Annotated in this window: 17 protein-coding genes; 9 read left to right on the top strand and 8 right to left on the bottom strand. The window is 66.3% G+C overall.

Annotated elements, in window-relative coordinates; all coding sequences use genetic code 11:
• Positions 1-21: 21 nt before the first annotated feature.
• The 3 genes from ACLB6G_RS07155 to ACLB6G_RS07145 form a co-directional block, all read right to left on the bottom strand.
• Positions 22-279 (bottom strand): hypothetical protein, encoded by a 258-nt coding sequence (locus tag ACLB6G_RS07155; RefSeq protein ID WP_410355457.1) that lies wholly within the window; start codon positions 277-279, stop codon positions 22-24.
• Positions 280-410: 131 nt separating this feature from the next.
• A complete protein-coding gene (locus ACLB6G_RS07150) occupies positions 411-779 on the bottom strand; it encodes a TIGR02301 family protein (protein ID WP_410355456.1) in 369 nt (122 codons plus the stop codon).
• Between the two features lie 47 nt (positions 780-826).
• On the bottom strand, positions 827-1,231 hold the full coding sequence (locus tag ACLB6G_RS07145; RefSeq protein WP_410355455.1) for an NUDIX hydrolase: 405 nt from the start codon (positions 1,229-1,231) through the stop codon (positions 827-829).
• Between the two features lie 77 nt (positions 1,232-1,308).
• Here ACLB6G_RS07145 and ACLB6G_RS07140 point away from each other — a divergent pair, with 77 nt between their 5' ends.
• Together ACLB6G_RS07140 and ACLB6G_RS07135 are read left to right on the top strand one after the other, a co-directional pair.
• A complete protein-coding gene (locus ACLB6G_RS07140) occupies positions 1,309-2,076 on the top strand; it encodes an SOS response-associated peptidase (protein WP_410355902.1) in 768 nt (255 codons plus the stop codon).
• Positions 2,077-2,095: 19 nt separating this feature from the next.
• Positions 2,096-2,710, top strand: coding sequence for a LysE/ArgO family amino acid transporter (locus tag ACLB6G_RS07135; protein WP_410355454.1), 615 nt, complete (start codon positions 2,096-2,098; stop codon positions 2,708-2,710).
• Between the two features lie 12 nt (positions 2,711-2,722).
• On the opposite strand, the gene ACLB6G_RS07130 is transcribed toward ACLB6G_RS07135, so the two are convergent.
• From ACLB6G_RS07130 to ACLB6G_RS07120, 3 genes are all read right to left on the bottom strand, one after another.
• A complete protein-coding gene (locus tag ACLB6G_RS07130) occupies positions 2,723-3,040 on the bottom strand; it encodes an SH3 domain-containing protein (protein ID WP_410355453.1) in 318 nt (105 codons plus the stop codon).
• A gap of 102 nt (positions 3,041-3,142) precedes the next feature.
• Positions 3,143-3,316: a hypothetical protein gene (locus ACLB6G_RS07125; RefSeq protein ID WP_410355452.1), complete on the bottom strand. Its 174-nt coding sequence runs from the start codon at positions 3,314-3,316 to the stop codon at positions 3,143-3,145.
• A gap of 81 nt (positions 3,317-3,397) precedes the next feature.
• Positions 3,398-3,535, bottom strand: a complete 138-nt coding sequence (locus ACLB6G_RS07120) for a hypothetical protein (protein ID WP_410355450.1) — start codon at positions 3,533-3,535, stop codon at positions 3,398-3,400.
• A gap of 359 nt (positions 3,536-3,894) precedes the next feature.
• On the opposite strand from ACLB6G_RS07120, the gene cysS reads away from it, so the two are divergent.
• The 5 genes from cysS (at position 3,895) to rarD (ending at position 8,741) form a co-directional block, all read left to right on the top strand.
• Positions 3,895-5,370: a cysteine--tRNA ligase gene (cysS, locus tag ACLB6G_RS07115; protein WP_410355449.1), complete on the top strand. Its 1,476-nt coding sequence runs from the start codon at positions 3,895-3,897 to the stop codon at positions 5,368-5,370.
• Between the two features lie 79 nt (positions 5,371-5,449).
• Positions 5,450-5,929 (top strand): GFA family protein, encoded by a 480-nt coding sequence (locus ACLB6G_RS07110; protein WP_410355448.1) that lies wholly within the window; start codon positions 5,450-5,452, stop codon positions 5,927-5,929.
• Complete coding sequence (locus ACLB6G_RS07105; RefSeq protein WP_410355447.1) at positions 5,916-6,044, top strand: hypothetical protein; 129 nt, start codon at positions 5,916-5,918, stop codon at positions 6,042-6,044. Before ACLB6G_RS07110 ends, ACLB6G_RS07105 begins: the two co-directional genes overlap by 14 nt.
• Positions 6,045-6,057: 13 nt before the next feature.
• Positions 6,058-7,674, top strand: coding sequence for a citramalate synthase (cimA, locus tag ACLB6G_RS07100; RefSeq protein ID WP_410355446.1), 1,617 nt, complete (start codon positions 6,058-6,060; stop codon positions 7,672-7,674).
• Between the two features lie 119 nt (positions 7,675-7,793).
• The gene (gene rarD, locus ACLB6G_RS07095; protein WP_410355445.1) at positions 7,794-8,741 is read left to right on the top strand and encodes an EamA family transporter RarD; all 948 of its coding nucleotides are present in this window, start codon (positions 7,794-7,796) and stop codon (positions 8,739-8,741) included.
• A gap of 25 nt (positions 8,742-8,766) precedes the next feature.
• Here the strand turns inward: rarD and ACLB6G_RS07090 are convergent, their stop codons facing one another.
• A complete protein-coding gene (locus ACLB6G_RS07090; protein WP_410355444.1) occupies positions 8,767-10,314 on the bottom strand; it encodes a GNAT family N-acetyltransferase in 1,548 nt (515 codons plus the stop codon).
• A gap of 55 nt (positions 10,315-10,369) precedes the next feature.
• Positions 10,370-10,978, bottom strand: coding sequence for an LOG family protein (locus ACLB6G_RS07085; RefSeq protein ID WP_410355443.1), 609 nt, complete (start codon positions 10,976-10,978; stop codon positions 10,370-10,372).
• 127 nt (positions 10,979-11,105) lie between these two features.
• Between ACLB6G_RS07085 and ACLB6G_RS07080 the strand changes: the two genes are divergently transcribed.
• On the top strand, positions 11,106-13,013 hold the full coding sequence (locus ACLB6G_RS07080; RefSeq protein ID WP_410355442.1) for a LysM peptidoglycan-binding domain-containing protein: 1,908 nt from the start codon (positions 11,106-11,108) through the stop codon (positions 13,011-13,013).
• An 86-nt stretch (positions 13,014-13,099) separates the two neighbouring features.
• Positions 13,100-13,450 carry an ArsR/SmtB family transcription factor gene (locus ACLB6G_RS07075; protein WP_410355441.1) on the top strand — a complete coding sequence of 117 codons (351 nt, stop codon included), beginning with the start codon at positions 13,100-13,102 and terminating at the stop codon, positions 13,448-13,450.
• The last annotated feature ends 3 nt before the right edge of the window (positions 13,451-13,453 follow it).

The raw sequence follows: 13,453 nt of genomic DNA, 5'->3' as shown, positions 1-13,453 counted from the left end.
AACGACGAAAAGCCCGGCGCGTCAATGCCGCTGGATGTCGGGATCGAACCCGCCGTTGAGCGCCTGTTCGCGCATCCGTTCCAGCAGCGCCAGCACGGCCTGCTCGCCGGAATCGCGATGCAGTTCCTCGAGCGCGATGGCGACCGCGGTCTCCGCGATGATCTCGGGCTCGATACCCGCCATCAGCCCCGCGGCCCAGGCCTCGTCGTGGCATTCGGTTGCCGAAATCCGCTTTTCCTCGCGGATCATGGCGTCGATGTCGTTGGCTGATCCCTGCATGCTCTTGCCCCGGATTTTGACCCCAGCTTTTTAAGCCTCGGTTAAGACTTGTATCAGGGGCAGCGGCCTTGCACACCCCGTTGGTGAGGAAAAAGTTAACGGCGCGCCAAGATTCATGGTTTCCGGCCGGTTCACCCGCCGAATCGCACGACGATCTCTCGGCTGAGCGCCTCGCCTTCCTTCATGTAGTCCGCGATGGCCGCCATGGACGCATCGGTACAGGTGGTATGGATGGCCGCATAGCTGCGGTAACCCCGGTTGAAGGCCGCGACATAGCGTTTGCGGCGTTCCCCCTCGGGGGCTTCGGCCGCCAGCACCGCCTCCATCTGGTCGCGCCAGGCATTGCCCTTCTCGCCGCACAGGTTGCGCAGGTAGTGCAGTGAACCCAGCACTTCCGACAGGCGCAGCATCCGGTCGTCATAGGGCGCGGTCTGCGCCCCGGCGGCCATGGCGGACGCAAGCAGGAACAGGCCGGAAAAGGCGGCGCGGGAAAATCTCATGGGCCGGTTTCTGCACCGCTTTCGTGGCGCTGGCAAGGCATGCGGCATCACGCCATGCCTGCTATGGCGCGGGCCACCGCCAGCGTCGAATCGGTCACCGGCAGGCCGTCCATCTCGTCCAGCGTCAGCCATTCGGCGGTCTCGGCGTCGTCGCCGGCCAGCGGCGTTCCGCCCGCATAGGCACCGGTGTGGACGTGCAGCCGGTAGGTCACGCCGGCCCCCTCGCTGTCGAGATCGAGGACGGAGTGCAATGTCAGCGCACCGGCCGTCATGCCCGTTTCCTCCATCAGTTCGCGGCGCGCGGCCTCCTCCAGCGTCTCGCCTTCCTCCACGCGCCCGCCCGGAAAGGCATACTTTCCCCTGGCCGGGGCGTTGCCGCGCCGCACCAGCAGGAAACGGCCCTCGTTGTAGATGGCGACGGAAACAGCAGTGCGGATGGGAAGCGCGCTCATGCGCATCGTCTATCCCAAGCCGTGCGCGGATGCCACCGGCGCTTGACCGGAGCGGGGCCGTGGCGCAGTTTCGCGCCATGTGTGGACGCTTTGCATTGACGGCAACGCCGGAGGAGGTGGAGGCGGTCTTCGGCCTGGCCGGGATCGAGGCCTTTCCGCCGCGCTACAACATCGCCCCGACACAGCCGCTGCTCATCGTCGCCGCCGGTCCCGTGCCCGAACCCGGTTCCAACCTGCCGGACCGCGTTGCCATGCTGGCGCGCTGGGGCTTCACGCCCTCCTGGGTGAAGGACCCGCGCGATTTTCCGCTGCTCATCAATGCGCGCTCGGAAACGGCGGCGCAGAAGAATTCCTTCCGGGCCGCCATGCGCCACCGCCGGATGCTCGTCCCGGCCTCCGGCTTCTACGAATGGAAGCGCGACGGCAAGGCGAAGGCGCAGCCCTACTGGGTGCGCCCGAAAGGCGGCGGCGTCGTCGCCTTTGCAGGGCTCTGGGAGACCTGGGAAGGCCCGGAGGGCTCCGCCGTCGACACCGCCTGCATCCTGACCACGCGCGCGAACGCCGCCATTGCCCCGATCCATGACCGCATGCCGGTAGTCATCCGGCCGGAAGACTTTGCCCGCTGGCTGGACTGCCGCACGCAGGAACCGCGCGACGTGGCCGGTCTGCTCGAACCGGTGGAACCGGATTTCTTCGAGGCCGTCCCTGTCTCGACGAAGGTCAACAAGGTGGCCAATGGCGGGCCGGATGTGCAGGACGCCATTGACCTGCCCGATGCGCCGGAGCAGAAGCAGGAGGAGGCCGCGCCGGAGAAGAAGGACGGCGGCCAGATGTCGTTGTTCTGATCGCCGGAGTGTGCCCAGCGTGACTGCCGTTCTTCCTGCCGCCGTGTCGGGCTTCCTGCTCGGCGCGACGCTCATCATCGCCATCGGCGCCCAGAATGCCTTCATCCTGCGCCAGGGCCTGTTGCGCGAGCATGTCTTCCTGCTCTGCCTCATCTGCGCAATGGCCGACGCGGCGCTCATCGCCGCCGGCGTCGCCGGTCTCGGCACGCTGATCGCGCAGGCGCCGGTCCTGATCTGGTGGGTGACGCTGGGCGGCGCGCTGTTCCTGACGGTCTATGCGCTCATCGCGTTTCGCCGTGCCTTGAATCCGGGCGCGCTGCGTGCAGGCCCGGCGCCGGGCGGCAGCCTGAAGCAGGCGGTTCTCACCTGCCTGGCCTTCACCTTCCTCAATCCGCATGTCTATCTGGATACGGTGGTGCTGCTCGGTTCACTGTCGGCACGCTATGCCGGGCAGGCACGTCTTGCCTATGGCCTGGGCGCCGTCGCGGCCTCCTTTGCCTGGTTCTTCGCGCTCGGCTACGGCGCGCGCCTGCTCCAACCGTTCTTTGCCCGTCCGTCCGCCTGGCGTGTGCTGGATATCGTGATCGGCCTCATCATGGCCGGCCTTGCCGCAAGCCTCTATGCGCGGTTGTGAACGAACGGGAAGTTACGGGCAATCGCTGTCGCGCACATAGCGCGCCTTGACCCAGCCTTTCGTCACCCGGTCGCCGTCATAATGCGTCACGGGGCACCACCGGCTGCCCCAGGGCCGGGAAAGCGGAATGCAGGTGTCATCGAGGTGAATGATGCCGTGGGCCTGCGGTCGCAACCGGTCGACGATGCGCGCCGAGGCGGAAGGCCGTGCCCGCATGTTCAGCACGTCCCAAGTGGCAACGTTGACGACGTAAAGGCAGCCGGGCCCGGACGTGGCCTGGGCGGTGGCGGGCAGGGTGGCAAGGGCGAGAGCCATGGCAAGGCGTTTCATCGCGGTTCCTCCGGCAGTCTGTTCGCCCCATCGAAAAAGATACCACGGAGCCTGCCGGGAACAACGAAAAACACCCTTGCCTGGTGGTTTCGGCCGCCGCCGTCAGTGGCGCGGCTTGCCGCCCTTCGCAGCGCCGGTCCTGCCTGCATAGATCAGGGCGGCGGACAAGGCCGCGGGTCCGAGCTTGCCATAGCGCTCCGACAGGCCTGAATCGTTCCATCGGGCCTGTCGGGCCGGCGCTTTCGCCGTGGCGTTCTTGGTGCTTGTCTGTTTCATGGCGTCACCTGCATTTCGCTGGACTGGCTCCATCATGCGCGCCGGAATGAAACAGGTGGTTAATGGACCGGTTAACCGGGATTAACGCTTTTCGGATGCCGCGGGCTTCCTGGCACCCGCCTGCAGCGCCGCGCGAATGGCTGCCGGTCCGATCGCGCCGTAATGCATGAGCAGCTTGTCGGCGGGTTTCGGGCGGTCGGCGGCTTGTTTGCCGGACATGTCTTGTCTCCGTTGGTGTCAATGGCGTTACGTTTCGTCATGTGGTGGCCGATCTGGGCAAATCGGGGGCAAAAGCACGGCGTTTCGGAGAAATCGGAAAAGGGCGGTGCGGCATGCCGCGACTGTTGCGCAAACGCCACGCCCGCAGCGATTTTCCGGCTTGACCGGACCGTGTCCCTTGGCGATAACCCTCGGCCATGAAAACGGTTCTGCGCGTTCGCGCCATCTGCATTTGCGGGATCATTATCAGCTAGCACATCGCTGGCCGGCCGTTTTCGTCCTCACGACAAGCCCATGAGACAAACGCCCCGGCCAGCAGGCGGGCGGCATCGTGCCGTGCGCGAAGGGGAAAGAGGATCATGGCGGACAACGGCTTTCGCGGCCTTCGCATCACCAACACGCTGACGCGCCGGAAGGAGGACTTCGTTCCCGCCGACCCGGCCAATGTGCGCATGTATGTCTGCGGCCCCACGGTCTACGACTACGCCCATATCGGCAATGCGCGCCCCGCCATCGTCTTCGACGTGCTGTTCCGCCTGCTGCGCCATCTCTACGGGCCGCAGCACGTCACCTATGTGCGCAACATCACCGACGTGGACGACAAGATCAACGCCCGCGCGCTGCGCGATTTCGGCGCGGAGATCGACGCCGGCCGGATGACGCTGAACGAGGCCATCCGCCAGGTCACCGGGCGCACCTACGAGCAGTATCACAAGGATGTGGCGGCGCTCGGCTGCCTGCCACCGACCGAGGAACCGCGCGCCACCGAGCATATCGCCGGCATGGTCTCCATGATCCAGGACCTGATCGGGCGCGGCCATGCCTATGTGGCCGAGGGGCCGGAAGGCCGGGAAGTGCTGTTCGAGACCGGCTCCATGGCCGACTACGGGCAATTGTCCAAACGCAGGCTGGAGGACCAGCAGGCCGGCGCGCGCATCGACGTGAAGGACCACAAGCGCGCGCCCGCCGACTTCGTGCTGTGGAAGGAATCCTCGGCCACGGAACCCGGCTGGGACGGGGATTTCACCTTCGAGGGCAAGCCGGTGCGCATCCATGGCCGTCCAGGCTGGCATATCGAATGCTCGGTCATGTCCAAGGCGTTTCTCGGCGAGACCTTCGACATCCATGGCGGCGGGCTGGACCTCATCTTCCCGCATCATGAAAACGAGATCGCCCAGTCGCGCTGCGCCCATGGCACCAACGTGATGGCGAAATACTGGATGCACAACGGCTTCCTCCAGGTGGAGGGGCGCAAGATGTCGAAGTCGGAAGGCAATTTCGTCACCATCCACGAGCTTCTGGAGACGGAGAAATTCGGCGGGCGCAAATGGCCCGGCGAGGTGCTGCGCCTGGCCATGCTGATGACGCACTACAAGGAGCCGATCGACTTCTCCGTGCGGCGGCTGGAGGAGGCGGAAAATATTCTAAATCTCTGGCTCGGTATTGCCACGTCGGAGCCGGTCGAAAGCGCTCCCGACGCGAGATTCTTGGCCAGCTTGTGCGATGACTTGAACGTAAGTGCAGCAATATCAGAACTGTCTTCCATTCTGAAGGGCGGTTGGGCAGGTGATGAAGAACACGCTCAGTATTTTGCCTCGCTCAAATTGTTGGGCTTCGATATATTTGAGATCAAGGCAGCGCGAAGAAAATCCATTGAGCTTGCTGACAGCGAGATCGCGGCCATCGTCGAGACGCGCCTTGCCTTCATCCGCGAGAAGAACTGGGCCGAGGCCGACCGCATCCGCGACGAACTGCTGGCCGAGGGCATCCAGTTGAAGGACGGAAAGGACCCGGAGACGGGCGAACGCGTCACCACATGGGAAGTGAAACGGTGAGGGCGAGGCGCGCCAATCCCTCCCACTCGAGGGGGAGGGACGGCACCCGTCCGCCACGGCTTCGAAAGGGCAAGCATCCATGACACGATCCCTTTCCGGCGGTTGCCAGTGCGGCGCGGTGCGCTTCCGCGTCACCGGAAACCCCGGTACCTCGTCAGTCTGTCATTGCCGCATGTGCCAGAAGGCTTCGGCCGCGCCGTTTCTTGCCCTGGTCGGGCCGGGCGAAAAGCCGGTCGAATGGACCCGCGGGGCACCGGCCTGGTTCCGGTCGTCTTCCGCCGCCAGGCGCGGCTTCTGCGCCGCCTGCGGCACGCCGCTTGCCTATGATGCGCCGGACGGACTGGCGCTGACCGTCATCGCCTTCGACGATCCCGACGCCGTTGCGCCCACCATCGCTTATGGCGTGGAGGGCAAGCGGCCCTGGTGCGACGCCGTGCCGGACTTGCCGCAACGCGCCACCCTGGACGATATCGGGGCCGCGCCGTTTCTCGACACGCTCACGAACCTCCAGCATCCCGACCATGACACCAAGGAGTGGCCTCCCCATGCCGACAGATGAGCAGAAAAAGGCCACCGCCCTGCCGAAGTGGCTTCTCTACGGCCTCGTCGCCAAGGGCATTCTCGTGGTGGTGATCACGGCGGCCGTTCTGTGGTATGCGGGCGTATTCGGGTGAGGGGGCAGGCAGCATGACAAGAGAACGCATCCATCTTTTCGACACGACATTGCGCGACGGGCAGCAGACACCGGGCGTCGATTTCTCGGTCGAGGACAAGATCGCCATCGCGAAGATGCTCGACGAATTCGGTATCGACTACGTCGAAGGCGGCTATCCCGGCGCCAACCCCACCGACACGGCCTTCTTCGCGAAGAAGCGAACCCGGTCCGCGAAATTCGTCGCCTTCGGCATGACCAAGCGCGCCGGCGTCTCCGCCTCGAACGATCCGGGCCTGGCAGCCCTCGTCCAGTCGGCGTCCGATGCCGTCTGCTTCGTGGCCAAGAGCTGGGACTACCACGTGCGCGTGGCGCTCGGCTGTACCAACGCGGAAAACCTGGAATGCATCGCCGCCTCCGTCGAGGCGACCATCGCCGCCGGCAAGGAGGCCATGGTCGATTGCGAGCATTTCTTCGACGGCTACAAGGCCAATCCGGACTATGCGCTGGCCTGCGCGAAAACCGCTTGTGACGCGGGCGCGCGCTGGATCGTGCTGTGCGACACCAATGGCGGCACGCTGCCGGCCGAGATCGGCGAAATCGTGCGGGCGGTGATCGCCGCCGGCGTGCCGGGCGAGCGTCTCGGCATCCACGCCCATGACGACACCGGCCAGGCGGTGGCCAATTCGCTGGCCGCCATCGAGGCCGGCTGCCGCCAGGTGCAGGGCACGCTGAACGGCATCGGCGAGCGCTGCGGCAATGCGAACCTCATTGCCATCATTCCCACGCTGATGCTGAAACCCGCCTATGCGGACCGCTTCGAGACCGGCGTGACGGCGGAAGCGCTTGCCGGCATCACGCGCCTGTCGCGCAGCTTCGATGAATTGCTGAACCGCGCGCCGGACCCGCAATTGCCCTATGTCGGCGCGTCGGCCTTCGCCACCAAGGCCGGCATCCACGCTTCCGCGCTTTTGAAGGAGCCGCAGACCTATGAGCACGTGCCGCCGGAAACGGTGGGCAACACGCGCAAGGTCATGGTTTCCGACCAGGGCGGAAAATCGAATTTCATCAACGAGTTGAAGCGCCGTGGCATCGCCGTGGCCAAGGACGACCCGCGCCTCGACACGCTGATCTCGCTGGTCAAGGAGCGCGAGGCCCAGGGCTATTCCTACGAGGGAGCGGACGCGTCTTTCGAACTGCTGGCGCGGCGCACGCTGGGCGAGGTGCCGCATTTCTTCAAGGTGGAAAGCTTCCGCTGCATGGTCGAGCGCCGCTTCGACGCCAACGGCCAGTTGAAGACAGTGTCGGAGGCCATCGTCCGCGTCGAGGTGGATGGCGAGGAGAAGATGTCGGTGGCGGAAGGCCACGGTCCGGTCAACGCGCTCGACATTGCGCTGCGCAAGGATCTCGGCCGCTTCCAGGACGAGATCGGCGACCTCGAACTGGCCGACTACAAGGTGCGTATCCTCAATGGCGGCACCGAGGCCATCACCCGCGTGCTGATCGAATCGACCGACGCGACCGACGCGCGCTGGTGGACCGTCGGCGTTTCCGACAACATCATCGACGCCTCTTTCCAGGCACTGATGGATTCCATCGTCTACAAGCTGATGAAGAACCGCGAACTGGCAGGGCTGATGGCGGCGGAGTAGGCCGCCGGCCGCGTTCTCGCCCCGCCGCGCCGCATCAACGCGCTTCACTTCACCCATCAGCTTTTCTTGCTGGTCGCATCGCCCGGCCTGTGCGATGGAGCGGCCCTGGAGGGTCATCCATGGCTGACGAGACCGCGCCGCAGGCGGAAAACCGGGACACGCTGCAAGGCTTCCTGTTCGCGCTGGCAGCCTATCTCATGTGGGGCCTGCTGCCCTTCTACATGAAGGCGCTGTCCGATGTGCCGGCGGCTGAAGTCGTGGTTCACCGCATCCTGTGGTCGGTTCCCGTGGCCGGACTCGTGCTCGTCGTGCTGCGCCGCACGGCGGACCTGAAGACGGCGCTGAATTCCTGGGCCATGATCCGCATGGCCATGCTGACCGCGGCCATCGTCTCCTTCAACTGGGGCATCTATGTCTGGGCGGTGGGTAATGGACGCACCGTGGAAACGGCGCTCGGCTACTACATCAATCCGCTGTTCTCGGTGCTGCTTGCAGCCACGCTCCTGAAGGAGAAGCTGAGCCGCGCCCAGTGGACGGCCATCGCGCTGGCCGTGATCGCCGTCGCCATCCTGACCGTCGAGGCGGGCGGGCTTCCATGGGTCTCGCTGGCGCTGTGCGTCTCCTGGGGCTTCTACGCCTTTTTCCGCAAGACCCTACCGATCGGGCCGAACCAGGGCTTCCTGCTGGAAGTGCTGATCCTCTCGCCCTTCGCGCTCGGCTATCTGCTTTACCTGACAGCCATCGGCGAAAACCATTTCGCCGCCGGCGGCTGGGCCGGCATGGCCCTGCTGGCGGGCACGGGCCTCGTCACCGCCGTGCCGCTCATTTCCTATGCCAATGGCGCCAAGCTCCTGCGCCTGTCGACCATCGGCATCATGCAGTACATCGCGCCGTCGATGATCTTCGTCATCGCGGTCTTTGTCTTTCGCGAGCCCTTCGACGTCACCCGGCTCATTGCCTTCGGCTTCATCTGGGCAGCGCTGGTGGTCTACAGCTGGTCCATGGCCTCCGACGCGCGGCGCGCCCGTGCGCGGCTTCCCGACGTGGAGCCGGGCCAGAAGACCTGAACGGACAGGGGCGAGGGCGGCCCTGTCAGCCGCCGTCGGACCAGCGCGTGCGGTAGAGGTCGAAGCGGCGGTCGCGCAGGTTGCGCACCGAGCCCTGGGCGCGTGCCCATTGCACGGTGGCGAGATTGAGGTCCGCCACGGTGATCATCTCCACGTTCTCGCTCGCCTCCGCCGCGATGCCGTCGCGCGCGAAGGGGAAGTCGCAGGGCGTGAAGACGGCCGACTGGGCATACTGGATGTCGAGATTGGAGACATTGTCCAGGTTGCCCACCATGCCCGACGTCACGACATAGCTCTGGTTTTCGATGGCGCGGGCCTGGCAGCAATAGCGCACCCGCAGGTAGCCGTGGCGGGTATCGGTGTTGAAGGGCACGAACAGGATGCGCGCGCCCTGGTCGGTCAGGCGCCTTGCGATCTCCGGGAATTCCGAGTCGTAGCAGATCATCACGCCCACCGGTCCGCAATCGGTCTCGATCACATCCACGCCGTCGCCGCCCTGCACGTTCCAGGCCTCGCGCTCGTCCGGGGTGGGGTGGATCTTGTCGCGCACATGCACGGACCCGTCGCGCAGGAAGACATGGCAGACATTGCGGATTTCCCCGTCGGCGCCGCACACCGGATGCGAGCCGCCGATGATGTTGATCGCCCGCTGGATGGCCATCTGGCGCATCCGTTCCACCAGTGTTTCGGTATGTTCGGCGGCGCGCCGGATCGCCGGTTCGGGCGCCAGTTCCTCCTCTTCCACCGAGAGCAGTTGCAGCGAGAAATATTCCGGGAAGACGACGAAATCCGCACCGTAATCCGACGCCACGGTGACGAAATAGTCCACCGCCTTGTAGAATTCGTCCGTGACCGACAGGGTGCGCGCCTGCATCTGCACCGTGGCCACGCGCACCACTTCCGGATTGGCCCGTGTCACCGGCTGGTTCTCGATGGAGGCATGCAGATAGGGATTGCGCCAGACCATCAGCACCGCGTGGCCGCCCGACGGCTTGTCGTCGCCATTGTAGTTGGCCAGCGCCATGACCGGCTCGAAGCCGGCGCGCATCTGGAAGCTCATCACGCTGTCGCGGATGTCGCCTGCCATCACCGCTTCCACATAGGCCTGCGGATCGGGATAATGCTTGCGCCGGCGCGCAAAGCCCGGGATGCGCCCGCCAAAGGCGATGCCCTTGAGCCCCAGTTCGGTGGCCAGCCGTTCGCGCGCCTGGTAGAGCCGCTTGCCGATGCGCAGGCGCCGGTAGTCGGGATGCACCATCACCTCGATGCCATAGAGCCAGTCGCCGCCGGCGAAATGCTGGCTGGCATAGCCGCCGCCCGTCACTTCCGTCCAGCTGTGCGGACGCATCACCCGCGACTCGCGCAGGATGAGCGACGCCGCATAGCCGACCACGACGCCCTCGTAGAGCGCCACGAACTGGCCTTCGGCAAAGGCGTTGATGTGGCCGCGGATCATGCCCGGCGTATAGGCGGTCTCGTGCGGATAGACCCGGCGGCACAGCGCGATGATGCCGTCGATGTCGCCCTTGCGCGCATTGCGCACTTCCAGCGCCGGCCTTGTCGTGTCGGTCATCAGTCGGCTCCCGGTTCTGGCTGGACCTGAAGGCCGCCGCGGCGGCCGTCCTGGCTCACATGCGTTCGATGACGGCCGGTTCGCCGGCCGGTTTCTCCGCTTCCCCGGCCGCCTTGAGGATGGCCGGAACGATGGCGCCCACCTCGTCGATCACGAGCGGCTTCACCCGGTTCGCCGTGTGGATGAAGCCTTCGCTCATCATGTGGTCCATCATCTCCAACATCGGGCCCCAATAGCCGCCGATATTGCCGAAAACCATCGGCTTGGTGTGATGGCCCAGTTGCGCCCAGGTCATCATCTCGACGATTTCCTCGACGGTTCCGATGCCGCCGGGCATGGCGACGAAGGCACCGGACCGCTGGAACAGGGCATGCTTGCGCTCGTGCATGGTCTCCGTGACGACCAGTTCGTCGAGGTTTTCGCCGGCGGCTTCCGGCGCTTCCTTGCGCATCAGGAAGCGCGGGATGATGCCTGTCACCTTGCCGCCATGGGCGATGGCGCCTTCGGCGACGGCGCCCATGATGCCGCGCGTGCCGCCGCCATAGACGAGCCTCAGGCCCGCTTCCGCGATGGCCTGGCCAAGCTGGAAGCCCGCCTCGCGGTAAATTTCTCTGGCTCCGTCGGAAGAACCGCAATAAACGCAAATGGAAGAGATCGTGGTCATGGCCTTGTTTTGTCCTTGGCGGGGCATGGGGTCAAGAGTGCGGAAGGCGCCAACCCCCGGGTTTCTTGAGACCTCGGCCGATTGGGTCTAAAAGGGCGCGACAGATGATGACAAGGGTGTTGCGGACATGATTCCGGTCAAGGTCATTCAGTGGGCAGGCGTGGCGGTGGCGGTGGTTCTTGCCGCTGCCATTGCGTATATGGCCGGATACAGCCCCTTCAGCCAGCCCGGGCAGCCAGGCGGTGGCGAACCGGCGGCGGTCGCCGGCCGGCAGACGGAGGCGGCACCAGCAACGCCCGAAGCCGGAACGGGCGATGCCTCATCCTCGCAGGCGCCGGGCACCACGGCGCCGGCGGCGGCACCGGAAAGCGCCGCGCAACAGCCAGCCCGGGATATGGCGGCAGCGCCGCAGGTCGTCACGCCTTCCTTCGGCATCGTCCGGGTGGAACCGGACGGCTCGCTCGTGGTGGCGGGTTCGGCCGGCGCGGAAGCCGGTGTCGAACTGATCTCCGGTACCCGCAAGCTCGGCGAGACGAAGGCGACCCTTTCGGGCGACTTCGCCATCGTACTCGATGAACCGCTGAAACCCGGCGACTACCAGCTTGTCCTGCGCGCCACCGAGACCGACGGCCGCGCGGCCACGTCGCTGGAAACGGCCATTGTCGCCGTGCCCGAGACCGCCGATGGCCAGGTGCTGGCCCTTGTCGAGGAACCGGGCAAGCCGAGCCGCCTCATCACCACGCCCGCGCCTGCCGACACACCTTCCGGAACACCTGCCGGCGCACCGGCCACGGGGCAGGGCGGAGCACCCGCGCCGCAGGACAATGCCGCGCCCGCCGCCGAAGGCACAGGGCAAACGGATGGAGCGCCGGCCGGTGAGGCTGCCGCCGCGCCGGAATCCGGGTCCTCCGGTGGCGTTCCCGCTGCTTCCGGTGAGGCCAGTGAAGGCGCTGAGACCGCGCCGGCTGGCGATGCCGGGGCCGCTACCGCCGCCGCCGGTAAGGCGGATGAGGCAAACGAGGATGTGGCTGCTCCGTCAGGTCAGGAGACCGCTCCGGCCGTCGCGGCCGGTGAGCCCTCAGGCGTGGAGCAGCCTGAAGCGGGCGTCGAGACCGCCATGGCCGATCCTGCTGCCGGACGGGAAACCGCCACGCCGGGAACGGATGGCGGCGATGCGGCTGCGGAGCCAGCGCAAACCCCGCCCGTTTCAGCCCCCGCCAGTGCTGCCGGCAAGCCCTCCGTGCTCGTCGAGGCTGTCGAGATCGAGGGGCGCCGGATCTTCGTTGCCGGAGCGGCCTCGGGCGGCGAGCGTGTACGCGTCTATGCCAATGACATCCTTCTGGGCGATGCGCCGGTCACCGATGGCGGGCGTTTCCTTGTCGAGGCGACCCGCGACCTGCCCGTTGGCGACTATATCGTGCGCGCCGACCTGCTGGCCGCCAACAATGCCGACGTGATCGCCCGCGCCGCCGTTCCCTTCCAGCGTTCCGAGGGCGAGGCCATTGCCGCTGTCGCGCCGGCTGCGCCCCGGGAAACCGAACCGCGCCAGCAGACGGCATCGCCGGACAGCGCCGGGGGCGCAACGCCTGCCGGGCCCGCGCAGGGCGGCGATGGCGCAGCGGCCGGTGCAGCGGCCACGCAAACGCCGGCGACGGGCCAGGCCGCAGGCGCGGCCGGATCGGAAGGTCAACCCGGCGGGCAGCTTGCCAATGCCGGAGGCGGGCAGCAGGACTCCGGCCAGGTCAGCGCTTCGCAAGCCATGACAGCCACCGCACCGGCGCTTGAGGCCACGCAGGGCTCGGTCATCATCCGCCGCGGCGACACGCTGTGGCAGATCTCGCGCCGGGTCTACGGACGCGGCGTGCGCTATTCCACCATCTATCTGGCCAACCAGGAACAGATCGCCGATCCCGACCGCATCTGGCCGGGACAGGTCTTCCGTGTTCCCGGCGAGACGCCGGAAGGCGAAGCCGCCGACATGAGCACGGTGGAAACGCCGCCCGAAGACGGCGCCGAAGACTCCGGCGGCAAGTAGGTCAGGCAACGGGAAATCTCGTCCGGGCCGGTGCCGGGCAGGCCCCCCTTGCAATTCGCATCTTCATCGTATATCGGCGATAGACGATGGACAAGGCGATACGCATCCCGGTCCCGAATGCCGCATGCCCGCAAGGTGAGGACGATGCCGCCATGGCACGCCGTCTCTCCGCGCTGGCCAATCCGGCGCGCCTGCGTATCCTCAGGCGCCTTGCCTGTGCCGATGCCTGCTGCTGCAAGGACGTGGTGGAGACGACCGGGCTTGCCCAGTCCACCGTCTCGCAACATCTCAGGGTGCTGGTGGAAGCCGGTTTCGTCACCTACGAACCGGATGCCCAGCGTTCCCGCTATTCGCTGAACCGCGCGGCCCTGACCGGGCTTCGCGAGGACTTCGTTATCCTGCTCGCCGGCTGCTGCGCCGGCGCACCCGATTCCTGAACA

This window comes from Zhengella sedimenti (genome assembly GCF_046506625.1).
In the GTDB taxonomy this organism is placed as follows: domain Bacteria; phylum Pseudomonadota; class Alphaproteobacteria; order Rhizobiales; family Rhizobiaceae; genus Zhengella; species Zhengella sedimenti.
This window is presented reverse-complemented; position numbering and strand designations above follow the sequence as displayed.

Excerpts from the sequence above, each read along its gene's own strand:
- ACLB6G_RS07155 (WP_410355457.1), bottom strand. The coding sequence starts at position 279 with ATGCAGGGATCAGCCAACGACATCGACGCCATGATCCGCGAGGAAAAG.
- ACLB6G_RS07150 (WP_410355456.1), bottom strand. The coding sequence starts at position 779 with ATGAGATTTTCCCGCGCCGCCTTTTCCGGCCTGTTCCTGCTTGCGTCC.
- ACLB6G_RS07145 (WP_410355455.1), bottom strand. The coding sequence starts at position 1,231 with ATGAGCGCGCTTCCCATCCGCACTGCTGTTTCCGTCGCCATCTACAAC.
- ACLB6G_RS07140 (WP_410355902.1), top strand. The coding sequence starts at position 1,309 with ATGTGTGGACGCTTTGCATTGACGGCAACGCCGGAGGAGGTGGAGGCG.
- ACLB6G_RS07130 (WP_410355453.1), bottom strand. The coding sequence starts at position 3,040 with ATGAAACGCCTTGCCATGGCTCTCGCCCTTGCCACCCTGCCCGCCACC.
- ACLB6G_RS07125 (WP_410355452.1), bottom strand. The coding sequence starts at position 3,316 with ATGAAACAGACAAGCACCAAGAACGCCACGGCGAAAGCGCCGGCCCGA.
- ACLB6G_RS07120 (WP_410355450.1), bottom strand. The coding sequence starts at position 3,535 with ATGTCCGGCAAACAAGCCGCCGACCGCCCGAAACCCGCCGACAAGCTG.
- cysS (WP_410355449.1), top strand. The coding sequence starts at position 3,895 with ATGGCGGACAACGGCTTTCGCGGCCTTCGCATCACCAACACGCTGACG.
- ACLB6G_RS07110 (WP_410355448.1), top strand. The coding sequence starts at position 5,450 with ATGACACGATCCCTTTCCGGCGGTTGCCAGTGCGGCGCGGTGCGCTTC.
- ACLB6G_RS07105 (WP_410355447.1), top strand. The coding sequence starts at position 5,916 with ATGCCGACAGATGAGCAGAAAAAGGCCACCGCCCTGCCGAAGTGGCTT.
- cimA (WP_410355446.1), top strand. The coding sequence starts at position 6,058 with ATGACAAGAGAACGCATCCATCTTTTCGACACGACATTGCGCGACGGG.
- rarD (WP_410355445.1), top strand. The coding sequence starts at position 7,794 with ATGGCTGACGAGACCGCGCCGCAGGCGGAAAACCGGGACACGCTGCAA.
- ACLB6G_RS07090 (WP_410355444.1), bottom strand. The coding sequence starts at position 10,314 with ATGACCGACACGACAAGGCCGGCGCTGGAAGTGCGCAATGCGCGCAAG.
- ACLB6G_RS07085 (WP_410355443.1), bottom strand. The coding sequence starts at position 10,978 with ATGACCACGATCTCTTCCATTTGCGTTTATTGCGGTTCTTCCGACGGA.
- ACLB6G_RS07080 (WP_410355442.1), top strand. The coding sequence starts at position 11,106 with ATGATTCCGGTCAAGGTCATTCAGTGGGCAGGCGTGGCGGTGGCGGTG.
- ACLB6G_RS07075 (WP_410355441.1), top strand. The coding sequence starts at position 13,100 with ATGGACAAGGCGATACGCATCCCGGTCCCGAATGCCGCATGCCCGCAA.